The organism is Enterobacter sp. 237C8, from assembly GCF_034106865.1.
Taxonomy (GTDB): Bacteria; Pseudomonadota; Gammaproteobacteria; order Enterobacterales; family Enterobacteriaceae; genus Enterobacter; species Enterobacter asburiae_B.
Window position 1 is genome coordinate 111,489 of the sequence record NZ_JAWNDF010000002.1, and the last position, 21,358, is coordinate 132,846.

The 21,358-nt window shown below is 56.8% G+C and carries 19 protein-coding genes; 8 read left to right on the forward strand and 11 right to left on the reverse strand.

The window, feature by feature from the left end; all coding sequences use genetic code 11:
* Positions 1-2 precede the first annotated feature (2 nt).
* From ppx to purM, 4 genes are all read right to left on the reverse strand, one after another.
* Positions 3-1,541 (reverse strand): exopolyphosphatase, encoded by a 1,539-nt coding sequence (gene ppx, locus USF70_RS10470; RefSeq protein ID WP_023308773.1) that lies wholly within the window; start codon positions 1,539-1,541, stop codon positions 3-5.
* 3 nt (positions 1,542-1,544) lie between these two features.
* A complete protein-coding gene (gene ppk1 / locus USF70_RS10475; RefSeq protein ID WP_032643595.1) occupies positions 1,545-3,605 on the reverse strand; it encodes a polyphosphate kinase 1 in 2,061 nt (686 codons plus the stop codon).
* A 207-nt stretch (positions 3,606-3,812) separates the two neighbouring features.
* Complete coding sequence (gene purN, locus USF70_RS10480; RefSeq protein WP_023308771.1) at positions 3,813-4,454, reverse strand: phosphoribosylglycinamide formyltransferase; 642 nt, start codon at positions 4,452-4,454, stop codon at positions 3,813-3,815.
* Entirely contained in the window at positions 4,451-5,488 is a 1,038-nt protein-coding gene (purM, locus tag USF70_RS10485) for a phosphoribosylformylglycinamidine cyclo-ligase (protein ID WP_033146178.1), read from the reverse strand. The genes purN and purM overlap by 4 nt, the downstream gene beginning before the upstream one ends.
* A 266-nt stretch (positions 5,489-5,754) precedes the next feature.
* Between purM and USF70_RS10490 the strand changes: the two genes are divergently transcribed.
* The 4 genes from USF70_RS10490 to USF70_RS10505 all read left to right on the forward strand — a co-directional run bounded on the left by USF70_RS10490 (position 5,755) and on the right by USF70_RS10505 (position 10,210).
* A complete protein-coding gene (locus USF70_RS10490) occupies positions 5,755-7,185 on the forward strand; it encodes a 6-phospho-beta-glucosidase (protein ID WP_320735613.1) in 1,431 nt (476 codons plus the stop codon).
* 227 nt (positions 7,186-7,412) lie between these two features.
* Positions 7,413-8,039, forward strand: a complete 627-nt coding sequence (gene upp / locus USF70_RS10495) for a uracil phosphoribosyltransferase (RefSeq protein ID WP_023308769.1) — start codon at positions 7,413-7,415, stop codon at positions 8,037-8,039.
* Between the two features lie 83 nt (positions 8,040-8,122).
* Positions 8,123-9,412 (forward strand): uracil permease, encoded by a 1,290-nt coding sequence (gene uraA / locus USF70_RS10500; protein WP_320735614.1) that lies wholly within the window; start codon positions 8,123-8,125, stop codon positions 9,410-9,412.
* 96 nt (positions 9,413-9,508) lie between these two features.
* Entirely contained in the window at positions 9,509-10,210 is a 702-nt protein-coding gene (locus USF70_RS10505; RefSeq protein ID WP_211438414.1) for a DnaA inactivator Hda, read from the forward strand.
* Between the two features lie 41 nt (positions 10,211-10,251).
* Here USF70_RS10505 and USF70_RS10510 read toward each other — a convergent pair whose 3' ends face one another.
* From USF70_RS10510 to celB, 3 genes are read right to left on the reverse strand one after another with little or no spacing between them, the layout of a single operon-like run.
* On the reverse strand, positions 10,252-11,673 hold the full coding sequence (locus USF70_RS10510; protein ID WP_320735649.1) for a leucyl aminopeptidase family protein: 1,422 nt from the start codon (positions 11,671-11,673) through the stop codon (positions 10,252-10,254).
* Entirely contained in the window at positions 11,673-12,629 is a 957-nt protein-coding gene (locus USF70_RS10515) for a N(4)-(beta-N-acetylglucosaminyl)-L-asparaginase (protein ID WP_320735615.1), read from the reverse strand. Before USF70_RS10515 ends, USF70_RS10510 begins: the two co-directional genes overlap by 1 nt.
* 3 nt (positions 12,630-12,632) lie before the next feature.
* Complete coding sequence (gene celB / locus USF70_RS10520; protein ID WP_024907562.1) at positions 12,633-13,952, reverse strand: PTS cellobiose transporter subunit IIC; 1,320 nt, start codon at positions 13,950-13,952, stop codon at positions 12,633-12,635.
* Positions 13,953-14,098: 146 nt separating this feature from the next.
* On the opposite strand from celB, the gene USF70_RS10525 reads away from it, so the two are divergent.
* A complete protein-coding gene (locus USF70_RS10525; protein ID WP_232937463.1) occupies positions 14,099-14,923 on the forward strand; it encodes a helix-turn-helix domain-containing protein in 825 nt (274 codons plus the stop codon).
* Here the strand turns inward: USF70_RS10525 and arsC are convergent.
* The gene (gene arsC / locus USF70_RS10530; RefSeq protein ID WP_023308762.1) at positions 14,920-15,276 is read right to left on the reverse strand and encodes an arsenate reductase (glutaredoxin); all 357 of its coding nucleotides are present in this window, start codon (positions 15,274-15,276) and stop codon (positions 14,920-14,922) included. The two genes, USF70_RS10525 and arsC, sit on opposite strands and share 4 nt — an antisense overlap.
* Before the next feature lie 18 nt (positions 15,277-15,294).
* Entirely contained in the window at positions 15,295-16,758 is a 1,464-nt protein-coding gene (gene bepA, locus USF70_RS10535; protein ID WP_033146173.1) for a beta-barrel assembly-enhancing protease, read from the reverse strand.
* Positions 16,759-16,979: 221 nt separating this feature from the next.
* Here bepA and USF70_RS10540 point away from each other — a divergent pair, with 221 nt between their 5' ends.
* Positions 16,980-18,044 carry an AI-2E family transporter gene (locus USF70_RS10540; protein ID WP_033146172.1) on the forward strand — a complete coding sequence of 355 codons (1,065 nt, stop codon included), beginning with the start codon at positions 16,980-16,982 and terminating at the stop codon, positions 18,042-18,044.
* A 96-nt stretch (positions 18,045-18,140) separates the two neighbouring features.
* On the opposite strand, the gene bcp is transcribed toward USF70_RS10540, so the two are convergent.
* Positions 18,141-18,611: a thioredoxin-dependent thiol peroxidase gene (gene bcp / locus USF70_RS10545; RefSeq protein ID WP_032659360.1), complete on the reverse strand. Its 471-nt coding sequence runs from the start codon at positions 18,609-18,611 to the stop codon at positions 18,141-18,143.
* The gene (locus USF70_RS10550) at positions 18,611-19,180 is read right to left on the reverse strand and encodes a glycine cleavage system transcriptional repressor (protein ID WP_320735616.1); all 570 of its coding nucleotides are present in this window, start codon (positions 19,178-19,180) and stop codon (positions 18,611-18,613) included. Before USF70_RS10550 ends, bcp begins: the two co-directional genes overlap by 1 nt.
* A 145-nt stretch (positions 19,181-19,325) precedes the next feature.
* On the opposite strand from USF70_RS10550, the gene dapA reads away from it, so the two are divergent.
* A complete protein-coding gene (gene dapA, locus USF70_RS10555) occupies positions 19,326-20,204 on the forward strand; it encodes a 4-hydroxy-tetrahydrodipicolinate synthase (RefSeq protein ID WP_033146170.1) in 879 nt (292 codons plus the stop codon).
* A 16-nt stretch (positions 20,205-20,220) separates the two neighbouring features.
* Positions 20,221-21,255, forward strand: coding sequence for an outer membrane protein assembly factor BamC (bamC, locus tag USF70_RS10560; RefSeq protein ID WP_033146169.1), 1,035 nt, complete (start codon positions 20,221-20,223; stop codon positions 21,253-21,255).
* Positions 21,256-21,358 lie beyond the last annotated feature (103 nt).

Genomic DNA, 21,358 nt, shown 5'->3' on the forward strand with positions numbered 1-21,358 from the left:
CGTTACGCGGCGACGTCGGCGCTCTCTTCTTCAATTTTGAGCAGCCAGCCGGTGACCGCTTCCCAGTACTGCTGCTCTTTTTCCAGGTCCAGCAGGACCAGCGCGTTCTGGCTGAACCAGTCGTGCGGGAAGCTCAGCGTCCAGTGATGGTCGTCGGTTTTAAGCTTCAGCGTAGGCGGCGTGGTGGTGGCCTGACGCTGGTTATTGAGCAGCACGCCCAGACGCAGCAGCTGAATAAGCGGCAGGAACTGTTTTTTCTTGAACAGCGTAAAGCGCGGCAGGTCGTCGAGCTTGATGGCTTTGCGGTGATAACGCACCAGGGTCGCCATCATGGTTTGCTGCTCCTGGTTGAAGCCAGGCAGATCGCTGTTTTGCAGAATATAGGCCGAATGGCGGTGCATCCCGCTGTGGTTGATGTTCAGCCCCACCTCGTGCAGCATCGCGGCCCATTTCAACAGCGCGGCAAGCTGCGGGTGAGCGAGCTTCGGATTCTGCTCCTGCCACTGTTCGTACATCTGTACCGTGGTGTCCAGCACGCGCTTCGCCTGTTCACGGTCGATGTTGTACTGGTTGGCCAGGCTTTGCGCGGTTCGGCTGCGAATATCCTGATGGCGGAAGCGGCCTTCCATCTCATACAGCACGCCTTCACGCAGCGCACCGTCCGACAGACGCAGCTCTTTTATGGCGAGGGCATCAAACACGCCGCAGAGAATAGCCAGCCCCGGCACGAATACCGCTTTACGCTCGTCGGAAAGACCCGGCAGGCTTAAGGCGTCAAAACTTTTATGCTTCAGCACTTCTTCGGTCAGCAACGTCAGGCGTTCGGGCGTGATAAACCCGTCTTTTTCACCCATCGCAAGCAGCACTTCATGCGCCGCCTTGATGGTGCCCGACGCGCCCAGCGCCACGTTCCAGCCCTGAATACGGTACTGCCAGGCCAGATTTTCCAGCTTCTGGACAGCCGCCATACGCGCGCGCTGGAAGTTCTCGCGGGTGATGGTGCCACCCGGGAAATACATCTGCGCGAAGCTGACGCAGCCCATACGGCGGCTTTCCACCAGGCGCGGCTCAAAGTCTTCGCCGATCACCAGCTCCGTTGAGCCACCGCCGATATCGATAACCAGCTTGCGTCCTTTTTCCGGCTGGGTGTGCTCAACGCCCATGAAAATCAGACGCGCTTCCTCGTTGCCGGAGATGATCTCAATCGGGTAGGGGATCACTTTTTCGGCCCGCTTGAGGAACTCCGGGGCGTTCAGGGCCTGGCGCAGGGTGTGGGTGCCCACGATGCACACGCTGGAGGGCGAGAAGCCCTGCAGGCGTTCAGCAAACAGCGACAGGCAGTTTAACCCGCGCTCCATCGCCTCTTCGCTGAGCATGCTGCGTTCATCAAGACCATCCGCCAGGTGTACGCGCTGCTTCAGACGACCGATGATCTGCAGCGCGCCATCCACCTCACGGGCGATGACCATGTGGAAACTGTTAGAGCCAAGGTCGACCGCGGCGAATTCCTGCGGGCGTGGGGTCTTATCATTTATCGGCATAGGTTAATCGGGTTGCTCGAGTGATTTGATATAGTCGTAAATCGCCAGTTGCGACCGCACTTTGCGGCGGTTGCCGCGCGGTACATAGCGGTTACTGAGTTCTTTGTCGATATAGCGTGCTTTCACGGTATCGCTGAACAGAATCTCGATAATGTCGAGGATCTGCTGCTTCAGGCGCGGATCCAGCAGCGGTGCCGCGACTTCAATACGGTAGTCAATATTGCGCGTCATCCAGTCTGCCGAAGAGAGATAGACCTGTTTATCACCCGCATTATCAAAAATATAGATCCGATCGTGTTCCAGGTAACGGTCAACAATGCTGATCACACGAATATTGTCGCTGATGCCTTCCAGTTCCGGGATCAGCGAGCACATGCCGCGGATCAGCAGGTTAACCGGCACGCCGGAGCTGGACGCTGCATACAGCCTGTCCACCAGCCCTTTGTCGACCAGGTTGTTAAGCTTCAGCGTGATGCCGGACGACAGCCCTTTCTGGGCATTGGCGATCTCTTTATCGATCATATCGTACAGCAGGCGGCGCGAGTTCTGCGGCGAGACCAGCAGATAGTCAAAGCTCACCGGACGGTACGGGTTTTCGATAAAGTTAAAGACCCGGCGCACTTCGTTAGTGATGCGGGCGTCGGCGGTTAAGAGCGAGTAGTCGGTATAAATTCGCGCCGTTTTCTCGTTAAAGTTCCCGGTACCGATGTGGGCATAACGCACTACATCGTCGCCCTCTTTACGGGAAATCAGGAACAGCTTGGCGTGAATTTTCAGACCCGGCGCGGAGAAGATGACGTGCACACCGGCTTCCGTCAGACGGCGCGCCCAGTGAATGTTGGCCTCTTCGTCGAAGCGCGCCTGCAGCTCAACCACCACGGTGACCTTTTTGGCGTTGTGCGCCGCATGGATCATCGCGTCGATGATGCGGGAATCTTTTGCCACGCGGTAGATGTTGATTTTGATCGCCAGCACGCTCGGGTCGAACGAGGCCTGACGCAGCAGCTCCAGCACGTGCTCGAAGGTGTGGTACGGATAGTAAAGCAGCACGTCGCGTTCGCGAATGGCGTCGAATCCGTTGCGGAATTTATCGAACCACAGATGGCGCAGGCGCGGCAGCGGCTTGTTCACCAGATTGGCTTTGCCGACGTTCGGGAAGCCAATAAAGTCTTTAAAGTTGTGGTAACGGCCACCCGGCACGATGGAGTCATAGCGCGAAATGGTCAGTTTATCGCGCAGCATCTCCACCATGGCGTCCGGCATATCGCGCTGATAAACAAAACGTACCGGCTCGGCCGTCAGGCGCTGTTTCAGGCTGGAGGACATCAGCTCCATCAGGCTGGCTTCCATCTCGTGCACCAGGTCATATTCGGCGTCACGGGTCATTTTCATCGAGTAGGCGTTTAACGCATCGTAATCGAAGAAGCCTTTGAAGATGTCGTCCAGGCAGTAGCGCAGGATGTTATCGAGCAGGATCATCGGCTTGCGTCTGCGCGGGGTTTCCGGCGGCAGGTTCACAAAGCGCGGCACCTTGTCGGACGGGATCTCCAGCAGCGCGTAACGGATAGACTCACCGCGAATAATTTCCACCGCCAGGTAGGTGTAATCATCCTTCAGGAACTGAACCAGATCGGTTTCGCGGTTGATCAGAATCGGGGTAATGTGCTGGCGCAGGTAGTGTTTGAAGTAGTGGCGCAGCCAGTTTTGTTGGTTAACGGAAAGCTGGCGTTCGTTAATCAGGAAGATTTGATTGCGCGCCATCTCCAGCAGCAGTTCGTTATACAGGCCGTCAAATTCCTGATCGGCTTTCAGCACGCGGGACTGGATTTTGCCCAGCAGATGCCGCGAGTGCGAGTTTAAGCCCTGTTCTTCGCTGATGATGATGCGTCTTTTCAGCTCGGCAAAGCGAACCTTGTAGAACTCATCCAGGTTGTTGGAATAAATGCCCAAAAAACGCATGCGCTCGATTAGCGGGTTACTTTTGTCTGCCGCTTCCTGGAGTACACGTTCGTTGAATGCTAACCAGCTTAGCTCTTTCTCGATATATAACTTTTCCTGACCCATTACAGCTCACACTCCAGTTCAATCACAGGACGTGGTAAATCCGTCTCGTCCTTATTATGGCGAGCATTTCCACGATATGTCCAACAGTGCCAGAAAAGTATGACAGTTATTTTTTTTGTTGGGGATTTTAGAAGGTTGGAGAAGGGAATATCGGGTAATGCAATGTACAGGTCGGGTAAGCGCAGCAGCGCCACCCGACGTAACAAACTACTCTTCGGCCGCATAACCCTGCGGGGGTAACTTCACGCCGTCCAGCCAGGCTGCGCCGTCGCGCATCTCGAGACGCCCGTCGACAAACCAGCTTACCACCAGCGGGTAAATGGCGTGTTCCTGGGTCTGCACGCGTTCGGTCACGTCTTCTTCGCTGTCGCCGTCAAAGACCGGAACTTTCGCCTGCAGGATCACCGGGCCGCCGTCCAGCTCGTCGGTAACGAAATGCACGGAGGTGCCGTGCTCCTCATCGCCGTTTTCCAGAACCTGACGATGGGTGTGCAGGCCGGGATATTTCGGCAGCAGGGAAGGGTGGATATTCAGCAGACGACCGGCGAAGTGTTCGACGAAGGCCGGGCTCAGAATACGCATATAGCCCGCCAGCACGACCACGTCCGGCGCGTAGGCATCAATCTCATGCACCAGCTCGCGGTCAAAGGCTTCACGCCCGGCGAACTGGCTGGCTTCCAGCGCGTGCGCGGGAATGTTCGCTTCCCGCGCGCGCTCAAGGCCGAACGCGTCGGCCTTGTTGCTGAAAACTGCCCGAATGGTGCCATTGATTTTCTTCTGTTTGCAGGCGTCTATGATGGCCTGCAAATTGCTTCCGTTGCCGGAAATGAGCACCACGATGTTTTTCATTCAATGACCACACGCTGTTCGGAATCGGAAGCTTTAATCGTACCGATTTTCCACGCGTTTTCACCTTTTTCAGTCAGCAGCTTAACCGCTTTATCCGCTTCGCTTGCCGGCAGGGCGATAACCATGCCCACGCCACAGTTAAAGGTGCGGTACATTTCGTGAGAGCTCACGTTACCCGCGGTCTGCAGCCAGTTAAACACGGCCGGCCACTGCCATGAGGATTCGTCGATCACCGCCTGGGTGTTATCCGGCAGGACGCGCGGGATGTTTTCCCAGAAGCCGCCGCCGGTCAGGTGAGCGATAGCGTGAACGTCGACCTTCTCGATAAGCTCAAGCACGTTTTTCACGTAGATGCGGGTCGGCGCCAGCAGATGGTCAGCCAGCGGTTTACCGTCCAGCTCGGTGGTCAGCGGATCACAGCCGCTCACTTCGAGGATTTTACGCACCAGGGAGTAGCCGTTGGAGTGCGGGCCGCTGGAGGCGAGCGCGATCAGCACATCGCCATCGGCCACTTTGCTGCCGTCGATAATTTCTGATTTTTCTACTACGCCGACGCAGAAGCCCGCGACGTCATAATCTTCGCCGTGATACATGCCCGGCATTTCTGCGGTTTCACCACCGACCAGCGCACAGCCGGACTGCAGGCAGCCTTCGGCGATACCGTTAATCACGCTGGCAGCGGTATCCACGTCCAGTTTGCCGGTTGCGTAGTAATCGAGGAAGAACAGCGGCTCTGCGCCCTGTACCACCAGGTCATTCACGCACATCGCGACCAGATCGATACCGATCGTGTCGTGACGTTTTAAATCCATCGCCAGGCGCAGTTTAGTGCCTACGCCGTCAGTACCCGAGACCAGAACAGGTTCACGATATTTTTGCGGCAGCGCGCACAGTGCGCCGAATCCACCCAGACCACCCATCACTTCCGGGCGGCGGGTTTTTTTCACCACACCTTTGATTCGGTCAACCAGCGCATTACCTGCGTCAATATCAACACCGGCATCTTTGTAGCTGAGAGAAGTTTTGTTGGTCACGGCTTAAATCCCCACGCGATTGCATAGCTAGTAAGAAAAATCGGCGCAATTCTAACAGTCCAGGCAAACGTTTGCGAGCCTATTCTGGACGTGGGGATCTTTTTTTCTGTGTACCTCGTGAATGCAGCCAAACTTGACTCTGTTCACGAAAATGAAACCGGTTTCTGAGAACTGCTTGCAACAGCTACGCCCTTTGCACATCATCGAAATGAAACCGGTTTCTGTAATTGTTTTTGCAGAAAATAACGCAGAATGAGGGAAAGCGAATGTCGGGATTTAAAGCAGATTTTCTGTGGGGCGGGGCCGTTGCGGCGCACCAGCTGGAAGGCGGCTGGAAAGAGGGCGGCAAGGGCGTGAGCGTCGCCGATGTGATGACCGCGGGGGCGCACGGCGTGCCGCGTGAAATCACCAACGGCGTGCTGGAGGGGAAAAATTATCCTAACCATGAAGCCATCGATTTCTACCACCGCTATAAAGAAGACATCAGACTCTTTGCCGGGATGGGGTTCAAATGCTTCCGCACCTCTATTGCCTGGACGCGGATCTTCCCGAAAGGTGACGAGCTTGAGCCTAACGAGGCTGGCCTGAAATTCTATGACGATCTGTTCGACGAATGCCTGAAGTACGGCATCGAACCGGTTATCACCCTGTCTCACTTCGAGATGCCTTTCCATCTGGTTACGGAATACGGCGGCTGGCGCAACCGTAAGCTGATCGACTTCTTCGTTCGTTTTGCAAAAGTGGTGTTCCAGCGCTACCAGCATAAGGTGAAGTACTGGATGACCTTCAACGAGATCAACAACCAGGCTAACTTCCACGAAGACTTTGCGCCGTTCACGAACTCCGGGCTGAAGTACGCGCCGGGTGAAGACCGTGAACCGGTGATGTTCCAGGCGGCGCACTACGAGCTCGTGGCCAGCGCCCTGGCGGTGAAGGCGGGGCGCGAGATTAACCCGTCGCTGCAGATCGGCTGCATGATTGCCATGTGTCCTATCTACCCGCTGACCTGTGCGCCGGACGATATGATGATGGCGATGAACGCCATGCACCGCCGCTACTGGTTCACCGACGTGCACGTTCGCGGGAAGTACCCGCAGCACCTGCTCAACTACTTCGAACGTCGCGGCTTCGCGCTGGATATCACCGAAGAGGATAAAGCCGCGCTGAAGCAGGGCTGCGTCGATTACATCGGCTTCAGCTACTACATGTCCTTCGCCACCAAGGCGACGGCGGACAACCCGCAGCTGGATTACGACGAAAGCAAGAGCCTGGTCTCTAACCCGTACGTGCAGAAATCCGACTGGGGCTGGCAGATTGACCCGGTCGGGCTGCGTTACTCCCTGAACTGGTTCTGGGATCACTACCAGCTGCCGCTGTTTATCGTTGAGAACGGCTTTGGCGCGATCGACGTGCAGGAGAGCGACGGCACGGTGAACGACCAGTACCGTATTGATTATCTGGCCGCCCATATCCGCGAGATGAAAAAAGCGGTGGTGGAAGATGGCGTGGAGCTGATGGGCTACACCCCGTGGGGCTGCATCGACCTGGTGTCTGCCGGTACGGGCGAAATGAAAAAACGCTACGGCTTTATCTTTGTGGATAAAGACAATGAAGGAAACGGCACGCTGAACCGCAGTAAGAAAAAATCGTTCGACTGGTATAAGCAGGTGATTGCGAGCAACGGCGAGAACCTGTAATTGTCGGGTGGCGCTAACGCTTACCCGACCTACACTACACGTAGGCCCGCGTAAGCGCAGCGCCACCGGGCAGAACCCCGCACCCAAGCCGGAGTCTCGCCTCCGGTTTTTTTGTCTCTAAATCACTTTGCTTGATATACGTCAAGCAACATGGGTATGGCCTAATCCGAAAAAAGCGGTATAATCCCGCGATTTTTTTGCGGACGCCACCTCAGAGGAGAAAGAGAATGAAGATTGTGGAAGTGAAACACCCACTCGTTAAACACAAGTTGGGCCTGATGCGTGAGCATGACATCAGCACGAAGCGTTTTCGCGAACTGGCATCTGAAGTCGGCAGCCTGCTGACTTACGAAGCGACCTCTGATCTGGAAACAGAAAAAGTCACCATCGAAGGCTGGAACGGCCCGGTGCAGGTTGAGCAGATCAAAGGTAAGAAAATTACCGTGGTGCCAATCCTGCGTGCCGGTCTCGGCATGATGGAAGGCGTGCTGGAGCACGTGCCAAGCGCGCGTATCAGCGTGGTGGGTATCTACCGTAACGAAGAAACCCTTGAGCCGGTTCCTTACTTCCAGAAGCTGGTCTCTAACATCGACGAGCGCATGGCGCTGGTGGTTGACCCAATGCTCGCGACCGGTGGCTCTATGATCGCCACCATCGACCTGCTGAAAAACGCGGGCTGTAACAGCATTAAGGTGCTGGTACTGGTTGCCGCTCCGGAAGGGATCGCGGCGCTGGAAAAAGCGCACCCGGACGTTGAGCTGTATACCGCCTCTATCGACCAGGGCCTGAACGAGCACGGGTACATCATCCCGGGGCTCGGCGATGCCGGCGATAAGATCTTTGGTACGAAATAATCGAATAACGATAAATAAGCCGACTTTGATAGTCGGCTTTTTTTTGAATAAAACACCAACAATACTACACAGAGGAAAACACTATGACGCGCCGTGCTATCGGGGTGAGTGAAAGACCGCCGCTTTTACAGACTATCCCGCTTAGTTTGCAGCACCTGTTCGCCATGTTTGGCGCAACCGTGCTGGTGCCAATCCTGTTCCACATTAACCCGGCCACCGTGCTGCTGTTCAACGGCATCGGTACGCTGCTGTACCTCTTTATCTGTAAAGGCAAAATCCCGGCGTATCTCGGGTCGAGCTTCGCCTTTATCTCGCCGGTGTTGCTGCTGCTGCCGCTGGGTTATGAAGTCGCGCTGGGCGGCTTTATCATGTGTGGCGTCCTGTTCTGCGTGGTGTCCTTCATTGTGAAGAAAGCCGGTACCGGCTGGCTGGACGTGATGTTCCCCACTGCGGCGATGGGCGCCATCGTTGCCGTCATCGGTCTTGAGCTGGCGGGCGTCGCGGCGAATATGGCCGGTCTGCTGCCTGCTGACGGCCAGTCACCGGATTCCAAAACCATTATCATCTCGCTGGTAACGCTGGGCGTGACGGTGTTTGGCTCCGTGCTGTTCCGCGGCTTCATGGCGATTATCCCGATCCTGATCGGCGTGCTGGCGGGCTATGCGCTCTCCTTCGCGATGGGCGTGGTGGACACCACCCCGATCGCTCAGGCCCACTGGTTTGCGCTGCCAACCTTCTATACGCCACGCTTTGAATGGTTTGCTATTTTCACCATTCTGCCTGCGGCGCTGGTGGTGATTGCGGAGCACGTCGGCCACCTGGTGGTGACGGCGAACATCGTTAAGCGCGATTTAATCCGCGACCCGGGTCTGCACCGCTCCATGTTTGCGAACGGTTTCTCCACCATCATCTCCGGTTTCTTCGGCTCGACGCCAAACACCACCTACGGTGAGAACATCGGCGTGATGGCGATTACCCGCGTCTACAGTACCTGGGTTATCGGCGGCGCGGCGATTATCGCCATTCTGCTCTCCTGCGTCGGTAAACTGGCGGCAGCGATTCAGATCATTCCGGTGCCGGTAATGGGCGGCGTTTCTCTGCTGCTGTACGGCGTGATCGGCGCCTCCGGTATTCGCGTGCTGATTGAATCCAAAGTGGATTACAGCAAGGCGCAAAACCTGATCCTGACCTCGGTTATCCTGATCATCGGCGTGAGCGGCGCGAAGGTGCACATCGGTGCGGCCGAGCTGAAGGGCATGGCGCTGGCGACCATCGTCGGCGTGGGCCTGAGCCTGATCTTCAAGCTGATCTCGGTCATCCGCCCGGAAGAAGAAATTCTGGACGCGGACGACAGCGAAAAAGCGTCACATTGATCGTATTACCGGGCGAGGGATCGCCCGGTTCTCTCCTTGCAGGTTCCGTGTTAAACTCCATTCCGATTTTACGTAGGATCTCTGGTTGAGGTATTTCTGAACGGACCGGCACAGCTCTCTCTGCCACTCTATCTCCCTGACGACGAAACTTTCGCGAGTTTCTGGCCGGGTGATAACCCCTCTTTACTGGCTGCACTGCAAAACGTGCTGCGCCAGGATCACAGCGGATACATCTATATCTGGTCACGTGAAGGCGCGGGGCGCAGCCATCTGCTGCATGCCGCCTGCGCGGAGCTTTCGGCGCGCGGTGATGCGGTAGGCTACGTGCCGCTGGATAAACGTACCTGGTTCGTACCTGAGGTGCTGGAGGGAATGGAACATCTCTCGCTGGTCTGCATCGATAATATCGAATGTGTGGCGGGGGACGAGCCGTGGGAAATGGCGATCTTTAACCTCTACAACCGCATTCTGGAGTCGGGCAAAACCCGGCTGCTGATCACCGGCGATCGTCCGCCGAGACAGCTCAATCTGGGGCTGCCGGATCTGGCATCTCGTCTGGACTGGGGGCAAATCTACAAGCTCCAGCCGCTGTCGGATGAAGATAAGCTTCAGGCGTTACAGCTGCGCGCAAAGCAGCGCGGGTTTGAGCTGCCGGAGGACGTGGGGCGTTTCCTGCTTAAACGACTGGATCGCGAAATGCGCACGCTGTTTGACACGCTCGATCAGCTCGATCGCGCCTCCATTACCGCCCAGCGCAAGCTGACCATTCCGTTTGTGAAAGATATTCTCAAGCTGTAGTTGTGCCGGGTGGCGGCTGCGCCTTACCCGGCCTACGAAAACTAGACATCCCCCAGCAGGTGTTCAACCAAAAGTGGAATTGGTCTTCCCGATGCCACGCTCCTTCCGCTCTCTCGCCACAGCGCCGTACCGCTAATATCCAGATGCGCCCACGGAATGGTCGGCGGGCAAAAGTGGTGCAGCAGCCACGCCGCCGACGCGCTGATTGCCGCATTGTTGGTCGGCGTGTTGCACAGATCGGCGATGGCGCTGTCGGTCTGTTTTTTCAGCCGCGCATCCAGCGGCAGGGACCACACTTCATCGCCACTCTGCTTACCCGCCAGCGTTAGCGCCGCACGCAGCGGTTCATCCTGCGTCATTAATCCGCTCAATTCATACCCAAGCGCTTTGACGACCGCACCGGTTAAGGTCGCCATATCAATAATATAGCGCGCCTGCGGATGGCGCTGGCTGGCCCAGGCGATGGCGTCCGCCAGCACCAGCCGGCCTTCGGCATCGGTGTTGTTGATTTCAACCGTGGTGCCGTTGCAGGCCGTCGCCACCGTTCCGGGCTGCATGGCGTCCGGGCCGATGGCGTTTTCCGCCAGCGCCAGCACGCCCATGATGCGCACGGGCAGCGCCAGCTCTGCCACGGTCAGCATCAGGCCCAGCACGTTAGCCGCACCGCACATGTCGTATTTCATGGTGTACATGCCCGCGCCTTCCTTCAGCCACAGGCCGCCGGTATCAAAGGTTATGCCTTTTCCCACATAGCAGCGCACCGGGCCGTCGTTGACGCCGTCATAATGGATCGCCAGCAGGCGCGGCGGACAGGTCGCCCCTTTGCCAACGGCGTGCAGCAGCCCCAGACCCTGCTCAGCAATAGCCTTTTCGTTCAGCACTTCGCAGCGCAGGGCGGGGAAGGCGGCACAGAGCCTTTGCGCCTCTTCCACTACAAACTGCGGCGTGCAGCGGTCGGACGGGGTATCCGCCAGACGTCGCGCCGCGACCATGCCGCGGGCGATGGCCTGCTGCTGGCGGAAGACACCCTCCAGTTTTGCCTGCTGTTCCGGCAGGCAGAGGGCGGTGATGTGCGTAAGGCGCACCGCCGATTCATCCGTTTTCTTCAGCTTCAGGTCGCTCAGCCTGTGCGCCTGATTAAAGAGAAAGCGCAGTACCTGCGCCAGCACCACATCGTCGATATCGGTAACGTCCAGTATCAGCTCGGGGCTGACGGGCGAGGCCAGCAGCGGGCGCAGCGCCGTCAGTAATCCTTCGGTCAGGCTGTCCTGCCAGAGGGCATCCGGCAGGAGGGTGATCCGGGCAAAAGGCGCGCAGCCAAAGCGGGTGTCAGCGATGCTGGCAGACTCGCGCATTTCCGCGACCAGCGCTGTTTCGGGCAAATGCGTACAGGAGGCGGAGGCAATTAAATGGCTTTGCGGAGCCGCGTCAGAAAGCGCGGTGATAAACTGATACGTAATCATCATGACTCCTCAATCGGCGCGCGGATCCGCGCGGCATAGGCCTGCATCCACTCATCGTCTACGGCGTGATAATGCGTTTTCTCCCGCAGGCGTTCAGTACGAAAAACGGTGAGGGGCTGGCGAGCCGTCGCCACCACAAACGAGAAGGTTTTTATGTTGGTGGCGGCCCCGAATTCGCCCCTGTTGTTCATGCACACCACGGAAAGATCGCCCGCGCGGCCAAAGCGCGACATCAGCTTGTCTTCCAGCTCGAACACCACCGAATCCGCCGCCTGCTGGGGCGTCATACCGTGCGCCATGCGGCGGACAATTTCGTAGCTGGTGCAGCCTTTCATCAGATCTTCACCGACGCCCGTGGCGGTGGCCGCGCCGGTTTCACTGTCGCAGTAAAAGCCGGAACCAATAATGGGCGAATCGCCGAGTCGACCGCGTTTTTTCATGAACAGGCCGCTGGTGGAGGTGGCGACGCTCATTGACCCCTGTTTATCAAGGCCAATAATGCCGACGGTGTCATGCCCGTCGTAAGGGCTTAAGCCCTTATCCAGCGTCTCGCGGCAGCGTTTGCGGTAGTGCTGCATGGCGCGGTCAGTGAGCATGGTTTTGTCGGCGAAGCCCTGGCTCAGCGCCCATTCCCGCGCGCCCTGGCCGACCAGCAGGCTGTTGTAGCGCTGGCGGCTTAAAGCATGCGCCACGCGCACCGGGTTGGCGATATCCACCAGGTTGCCCACGGCACCAAACGCCAGCGTATCGCCGTCCATGTAGGCGGCGTCCAGCTCCACTTCGCCATTTTCGGTGGGCAGCCCGCCGTAGCCGACGGATTTATAAAACGGAAAGTCTTCGACGGCGGCGACGGCATCCACCACCGCTGCAGAGACCGGTTTACCCGCAGCCAGCGCAGACGCAGACTCCGTAACGCCTTCAAGCGCCATTCTCCAGGTCGCGATAATTCCCCACATGCTTTACTCCTGTTTTGCAAGGGTGGTGTCGGTTTGCGTAACGGTGGCCATTTCCGCCGCGCGGTACTGTTTGTCCACGATACGCATAAAAGGCAGGTACAGCATGGCGCCAATCAGCAGGTTGATAAGCTGCATGACGCTGCCGCTCAGGTGTCCGGTAACGATAAAGCCGCTGATAACCGGCGGCAGCGTCCAGGGAATAAACACCCCGGTGGTGACGGCAACCGCGCCAATCTTCATCGCCGCATACTGCACGGTGACCAGCACCAGCGGCACCAGGTTGAACGGGATAAGCATTATCGGGTTCATGATCACCGGCAGGCCAAACAGGATCGGTTCGTTGATGTTAAACACCGATGCCCCGGCGCCGAGGCGCGCCACTTCACGCATGTTTTTGCTGCGGGCGAAAATCAGCATCGCAATCACCAGCGACAGCGTGGCCCCCGCGCCGCCCATCCAGATCATGTCAAAAAACTGTTCGGTGATAATGTGCGGCGGCGTCGTGCCTGCCTGAATCGCGGCGATGTTGTCGGTCTGGTTCTCCATCCACAGCGGGCGAATGATGCCGTTGATCATCGAGCCGGAGTTAATGCCCACTGACCACAGAATGGTGATGCTGAACACCGTCATCAGCGCGCCAAAGTAAGAGGTGCCGTAGTGGCGCACCGGCGTGGCAACCACTTCGTAAATAAACTGGTGGATGGTGTTGTAGTGGGTGTTTTCAAACACGATGCGGATACCCAGCACCAGAATCATCACCAGCAGGGCCGGGATCAGCGCGGCGAACGACTCCTGCACCGCCGGAGGCACGCCGTCCGGCATTTTGATCACCAGTTTTTTGCGCTTGAGCCAGCAGAACAGTTCCGTCCACAGCAGGGAACCGATCATCGCCACGAACAGCCCTTTGCTGCCAATCCACTCCACCGGAATGACGGTAATACCGCCGTTTTCCGCCACTTTGATAAAGGGCGTCAGGATGAGAAAGGCGACCAGCGCCAGGATACCGCAGGAGATGCGGTCTTCACCGTAGTGTTCCGCCAGGCGGAAGGCGACCAGGAAGCTGATGAACAGCGACATGGTGGAGAACACCGCGTTGAACGGGATTTCGATAATGGCGCTCCAGCTCTCACCAAAGGCCTGAGACATAAACTGCTGATAGGCTTGATTCGGGAACGACGAGATCACCAGCAGAATAGAGCCGACGATGATAAACGGCATGAAGGAGACGTAGGCGCCGCGAATGGCCCCGAGATGACGCTGCTGGGCCGTTTTGGCCGCCAGCGGCATCAGTTTTGCTTCGAGAAATCCCAGAACATTGTTCATTGTGAACTCCGTACAAGATTGAGGGGTGTTGTTTGTGTTATGTCTGGGGATTATCAGTGAAGCGCGGCGAGCGAAAGGTGAAATCGGTCACAAAACAATCGCTGGTGTAATATAAATCTCATAATATTGGTTCCGAGGATTCTGCGATGGAAATTAAACTGCATGCTAATGCCACCACGACGCCGCGCATCCGTCGCTATCTACAGCAGTCAGATAAAAGCGACAGGGAGCTGGCTACCGAGCTGGGTATTTCGGTCACTACCGTCAGGCGCTGGCGCAACCGCGAGCAGGTTTCGGATAATCACACGACGCCAAAAGTGATACACAAAGCATTGAGACAGGAGCAGGTTGCGCTGGTCAATGCCCTGCGGGATATCACTGGCGCCCCGCTGGACGAACTGCTGCAGATGGTCAATAGCGAACTCGGGATCGCCGTGTCCCGCGCGACCCTGAACCGCTATCTCAAACCGGCTTCGATAAAGCAGAAGGGCGCGACGTTGCAGGGAAAAAAGGCGCTGAAGGCAGGTATCGTGCCGCAAAAACTCCTGTTACATCATCAGCCTCTGTCGCTGCATATGGACGATGGCGGGGAACAGCATCTGCTGTGGGCGCGTGAACCCGTGAGCGGCTGGTGCTACGCCCGGCTGTACGCGGGCATTTCTCCGCAGCTGCTGGCCCACTGGGCGAACGACGCGCTGGCAGCCTGTCCGGCTGATATTCAATCTGTTGAGACTTTTGGTTTCGAGGTGAAGCTTGAGGAGCGTAATACCACCGTGACAGCGCATCCACAGCAATACCGCGCCGTTCAGGTTGATCTACCGCTATGTGAAATCATCCCACGTCTGAACAGTGAATCGGCAGGCGAGCTGTTGATCCAGCTGTGCGAATTTTACAACCGGGGAAAAGCGCAGAAAAAGCTGGGAGAGAGTACGCCGCAGGCCTTTCTGGAAGCGCTGCGGCATAAGGACTAGAGGATCTCGAGCACGTCTTCCGGCGGGCGTCCAATGCGCGCCTGGCCGTTCGCCACCACTATCGGGCGCTCAATCAGCTTTGGATTTTCAACCATCGCCTGGATCAGCTCAGCCTCGGTGAGACGGCTGTCATCCAGGTTAAGCGACTTATACAGATCTTCTTTCTGACGCATCAGCTCTCTTGCACTGCCCATTCCCAGCATGTGCAGCAGCTGGCGGAGGGTTTGCGCGTCAGGTGGGGTGTCGAGGTACAGCACGACTTCCGGCTCAACGCCGTTAGACTTCAGCAGGCTCAGGGTATCGCGGCTCTTGGAGCAGCGAGGGTTGTGATAAATTTTTACGGCGTCTGTCATGACGTGAATTCTCCTTTATTACATCTTCTCGTACGGCTTAAAGCGCTGCTGCAGGCCGCGCAGCTGATCGATACGCGCGTCGTAACGGGCCTGCTGGAGGCTGCCGAGTTTGACCTGCGCGCTGGCGCTGCTGAGCGTGGAAATCGCCTGATCGAGGCGGCCCACCAGGGCAAAACCTTCGGCACGCGCCGCCAGCTCCTGATCGCGGTTGCCGAGCTGGGCTTCCGCCTGAGCGAGCAGATCCCAGCCGTTTTGATCGTCTTTATTGTTAAAGGTGTAGCGGTTCAGAATGGTCGCCGCTTCGCCAGGCTGACCGCCCTGTAAGTAAGCGTTCGCCAGGTTAAGCTGCAGCACCGGGTTGGTACGGACGTCTTTCGCCCCCTTCAGACGGTTGATTGCATCGGCCGTTTTCTTCTGGCCCAGATCGATATCCGTCGACAGATCGAGGTACCACGGGTTGTTCGGGTCTGCAGCCAGAAGCGGTTGCAGCGCTTTGCGCGCCTCGTCGTATTTGCTGGCTTCCATCGCCTGGAGCGCCTGACCATACTGCGCGGCGTTTTTCTCACGCACGTTGCCTTTCGCCAGGGTATCCAGCAGATCGCTGGTGAGCTGGTTACGCCCGGAGTTGTACATCCCCAGCGTTCTCACCTTCGCCATGTAGAAATCCTGCGAAGACTGGACCACCACCGGACGCATCTGGTTGGCACGGTTACGCGCGTCCGACAGGCGACTTTCCGGCAGCGGGTGGGTCAGCAGAATTTCCGGCGGACGGGAAGAGTAACGCGCCTGATCGAGCAGTTTTTCGAGGAAGCTCGGCATGGCCTGCGGGTCAAAGCCCGAACGCTGCAGCACCTGAATCCCGATGCGGTCCGCTTCCTGTTCGTTTTGCTGGGTAAAGCTGATCATCCCCTGGCGCGTTCCCGCCAGCGTACCGGTCAGGGCCGCCATCCCGGCCTGCGGGCTGGCCATCGCCAGCAGAATAGAGCCCAGCGCGCCCACCCAGGTCAGCGGGGCGTTACGTTTCTGGTCTTCCATGGCGCGCGCCAGGTGGCGCTGGGTGACGTGCGAAATTTCGTGCGCCATCACCGAGGCCAGCTGGCTTTCGTTGTCAGAGTAACGGAATAACGCCGAGTGCAGCACCACGTTTCCGCCAAAGAAGGCGAAGGCGTTGATTTCGTCATTATTGATTAAATAGAAATGGAAGGGCGTTTTTACCGAGTCGGCGTGCGAAACCAGACGCATCCCCAGCCCGTTAATGTACTGTACCAGCAAAGGGTCGTTGATCAGCGGGGCGCTGCCGCGCAGCTGGCGAACATAGTAATCCCCCATTTGCATCTCTTGCCCAATAGAGAGCGTGCTTCCTGCTGTGGTGCCCATGTCCGGCAATGAATCGGACGAGTCAGCAAAAGCGGGCAACACCTGACCGACCGTCACCGCGGCAATCAGTGTTGCAACCAGTGTTTTTCTCAACTGCCTGAACATAACCACTGTCCTGTATGTTGGATGTGCTAATTTGACCGATGAACCGGCATATCGTTTATCTCTGCTGCTCTGCGAGTGTAGCCGTGTTGCAGCATGAAGAAAATCCCATTCATCAGGCTTTTGCGGATTGCGATCGGGATACAAAAAGCGAAAGTCTTTTTTGTGACAGTTAGATACAATTCACCGTCTCACTCCCGCCATTCGATTCAGGGAAGGGTTGTATGCTCGAAATGTTAATGCAGTGGTACCGGCGTCGGTTCAGCGACCCGGAAGCCATTGCTTTGTTGGTTATTCTGGTTGCCGGGTTCGGTATTCTGTTCTTCTTCAGCGGCCTGCTCGCGCCCCTGCTGGTGGCGATTGTGCTGGCGTACCTGCTGGAGTGGCCGACGGCGCGCCTGGAACACATCGGCTGTTCCCGCCGCTGGGCGACCAGCATCGTGCTGGTGCTGTTTGTCGGCATCCTGCTGCTAATGGCCTTTGTGGTAATGCCGGTCGCCTGGCAGCAGGGAATTAACCTGATCCGCGACATGCCCGGCATGTTGAACAAGCTGTCTGATTTTGCCGCCACGCTGCCGCGCCGTTACCCGGCCCTGATGGATGCCGGGATTATCGACGCGATGGCCGAAAATATGCGCGCACGCATCATGACGATGGGCGATTCGGTGGTGAAGTACTCTCTGGCCTCGCTGGTTGGACTGCTGACGCTGGCGGTTTACCTTGTGCTCGTGCCGCTGATGGTTTTCTTCCTGGTGAAAGATAAAGACCAGATGCTCAACGCCGTGCGCCGTATTCTGCCGCGCAACCGCGGGCTGGCAGGGCAGGTCTGGGAAGAGATGAACCAGCAGATCACAAACTACATTCGCGGCAAGGTGCTGGAGATGATTGTCGTGGGGGTCGCCACCTGGATTGGCTTCCTGATTTTCGGCCTGAACTACTCGCTGCTGCTGGCGGTGCTGGTGGGGCTGTCGGTCCTGATTCCGTATATCGGCGCGTTTGTGGTGACCATTCCGGTTGTTGGGGTCGCGCTGTTCCAGTTTGGGCTGGGGACAGAGTTCTGGAGCTGCTTTGCGGTGTACCTGATTATTCAGGGCCTGGACGGTAACCTGCTGGTACCGGTGCTGTTCTCCGAAGCGGTGAACCTGCATCCGCTGGTGATTATCTTATCCGTGGTGATTTTCGGCGGGCTGTGGGGATTCTGGGGCGTGTTCTTTGCGATTCCGCTGGCGACGCTGATTAAGGCCGTGGTCCACGCGTGGCCGGATGTGCCGGCGGTGGAAGAGAAGTAGTCTTTGTGCGGCCTGATGCCCTCACTCCGACCCTCTCCCACGGGGAGAGGGGGTAAACATTAAAAACGGCAACCTGGGTTGCCGTTTTGCTGTTTATCAGGCGCTTGCTTTCAGCCAGTTCAACACCACGTCGTGGTGGTTGCTGGTTTTGAAGTCGTCAAACACATGTTCAACTTTACCGTCAGCGTCAATCAGGAAGCTAATGCGGTGAATGCCGTCGTAGGTTTTACCCATAAACGTCTTCTCGCCCCAGACGCCGAACTGCTCGCACACCTGATGATCTTCATCAGAAAGCAGCGTGAAGTTCAGCAGCTCTTTTTCAGCAAATCGTGACAGCTTTTCTGGTTTATCCGTGCTGATACCCAGCACTTCCACACCGACTTTTTTCAACTCGTCCATGTTGTCGCGTAAGCCGCAGGCCTGTACGGTACAGCCGGGGGTCATGGCTTTCGGGTAGAAATAGACCAGAACACGCTGTCCCTGGAAGTCGGTCAAATTTACTTGCTCGCCGTCTTGATCCGGTAAGCTAAATTTCGGTGCGATGTCACCGGCTTTCAGTGGGTTCATTACTCAACTCCATCCTGTTCGTGCTGCGAATAATTGACGACGCTTATACTGCCCTGCGCGTTTAATTCTGTACAGAGGGCTTTGAACGCTTGCTCGATATTTGACGCATCCTGTGAGGCAGGGCTGTGCGCGGTAACTTGAATAAACAGCACCGGAAGACCCTGGTCATCGCTTGTCTGCGTACGGGAAACCAGTTCGGCAATATTCATCTGATGATTGTCAAAAAGCGCAGTGAAACGCTCAATCAGATGCGGTGAATCAGGCACTTCAACCTGTACCCAGACGGTAGAAGGCAGTGCCGGACGCGGACGCGCAGTGGTGCGCTTCATGACAATCAGCAAATCCAGTTCGGCCCCCTTCAGCGGCAGGGTCGATTCAATCAACGTAATGGCGTTCCATGTCCCGGAAAGCAACATAATAAATGTGAACTCTTCGCCAAGCATCGCCAGACGGCTGTCTTCGATATTACAGCCGCAGCTGCTTACGTGACGGGTGATGGTGTTCACGATACCCGGCCTGTCGGCACCCAGCGCAGTGATAACCAGGTAATGTTGTGATGAGGTTGTCAAACCTGTTCTTCCTTTGCATGGTTAAGTCTTCCTAAGGAAAGCATAAAAAAAACATGCATACAACCGCCTGCGAGCCTCAGGTCGCTTGCTTTTATTACAGTTCCAAACGTAACATTGAGGCTCTTGTTCGCACAGAGGATGGCTCATGTTCACGGGAAGTATTGTCGCGCTTGTTACACCGATGGATGAAAAAGGTAATGTCTGCCGGTCAAGCATGAAGAAGCTCATTGATTACCATGTCGCCAACGGAACCTCGGCGATCGTTTCGGTAGGGACTACCGGTGAATCCGCAACGCTGAGCCACGACGAGCACGGCGATGTGGTGATGCTGACCCTGGAACTGGCGGACGGACGTATTCCGGTCATCGCGGGGACAGGGGCTAATGCAACCGCAGAAGCTATCAGCCTGACCAAGCGTTTTAACGACAGCGGCATCGTGGGCTGTCTGACGGTGACCCCTTATTACAACCGTCCTACTCAGGAAGGTTTGTTCCAGCACTTCAAAGCCATCGCTGAACATACTGACTTGCCACAAATTCTGTATAATGTGCCGTCCCGTACCGGTTGCGATATGCTGCCGGAAACCGTTGGTCGTCTCTCGGAAGTAAAAAATATTATCGGTATTAAAGAGGCGACAGGGAACTTAAGCCGCGTTCATCAGATCAAAGAGCTGGTTTCAGACGACTTTATCCTGTTGAGTGGTGATGATGCGACCGCGCTGGACTTTATGCAGCTTGGTGGTCATGGCGTGATCTCCGTAACGTCAAACGTTGCGGCGCGCGATATGGCTGAAATGTGCAAACTGGCCGCAGCCGGTCACTTTGATGAAGCGCGCGTCATTAATCAGCGTCTGATGCCGCTGCACAATAAATTATTTGTCGAACCCAATCCGATCCCAGTGAAATGGGCATGTAAGGAGTTGGGGCTTGTAGCAACCGATACGCTGCGTCTGCCAATGACACCGATTACCGACCACGGTCGTGACATCGTCAGGGCGGCGCTGAAGCATGCCGGTTTGCTGTAGAGTTTAGGGAGATTTGATGGCTTATTCAGTACAGAAGTCGCGCCTGGCGAAGGTTGCGAGTGTTTCGCTTGTTATGCTGCTCGCTGCCTGTAGTTCAGATTCGCGCTACAAGCGCCAGGTGAGCGGTGATGAATCCTATCTGGATGCGACCCCGCTTGCTGAACTTCACGCACCGGCTGGTATGATCCTGCCGATTCAGAACGGCGATTATAATATTCCCGTGACCAACGGCAGCGGCCTGGTCGGTAAAGCGCTTGATATTCGTCCGCCAGCACAGCCTCTGGCGCTGGTCAGCGGGGCGCGTACCCAGTTCACCGGTGATACGGCGTCTCTGATGGTTGAGAGCGCGCGCGGTAGCACGCTGTGGCCGCAGGTTGTCAGCGTCATTCAGTCGAAGAACTACACCATCGATAAACGCGATGACGCCAGCCAGACGTTAACCACCGACTGGATCGAATGGAACCGCCTGGATGAAGACCAGCAGTACCGCGGTCGTTATCAAGTCTCCGTTAAACCACAGGGTTACCAGCAGGCGGTTAACGTTAAGCTGTTGAACCTGGAGCAGGCGGGTAAACCGGTTGCGGATGCCGCGTCCCTGCAGCGTTACAGTACCGAAATGCTGAACGTGATTGCCGCGGGTCTGGATAAGACCGCTACCGATGCCGCCAACGCCGCGCAGAGCCGCAACGGCGCGACCTTCGATGTGCAAAGCGGTGCGGATGATACCGGCCTGCCAATGCTGGTGGTGCGTGCACCGTTTAACCAGACCTGGCAGCGTCTGCCAGCGACGCTTGAAAAAGTGGGCATGAAAGTGACCGACAGCACGCGTTCAACCGGCAGCATGACGGCAACGTATAAGCCGCTCTCCGACAGCGCATGGCAGGAACTGGGCGCGAAAGATCCTCAGCTTGCCTCCGGTGACTACAAGATTCAGGTAGGCGACCTTGATAACCGCAGCAGTCTGCAGTTTATCGATCCAAAAGGTCATACGCTGACCCAGTCGCAGAACGATGCGCTGGTCGCTGTCTTCCAGGCAGCATTCAGCAAATAAATACGAGGGCTGGTGAATCCAGCCCTTTTTATTTTAGTGCTACGCAAACGTGTGCGTGGCATAATATCCCCAGTTTTGAACACAAATCATCACACCAGGAGTA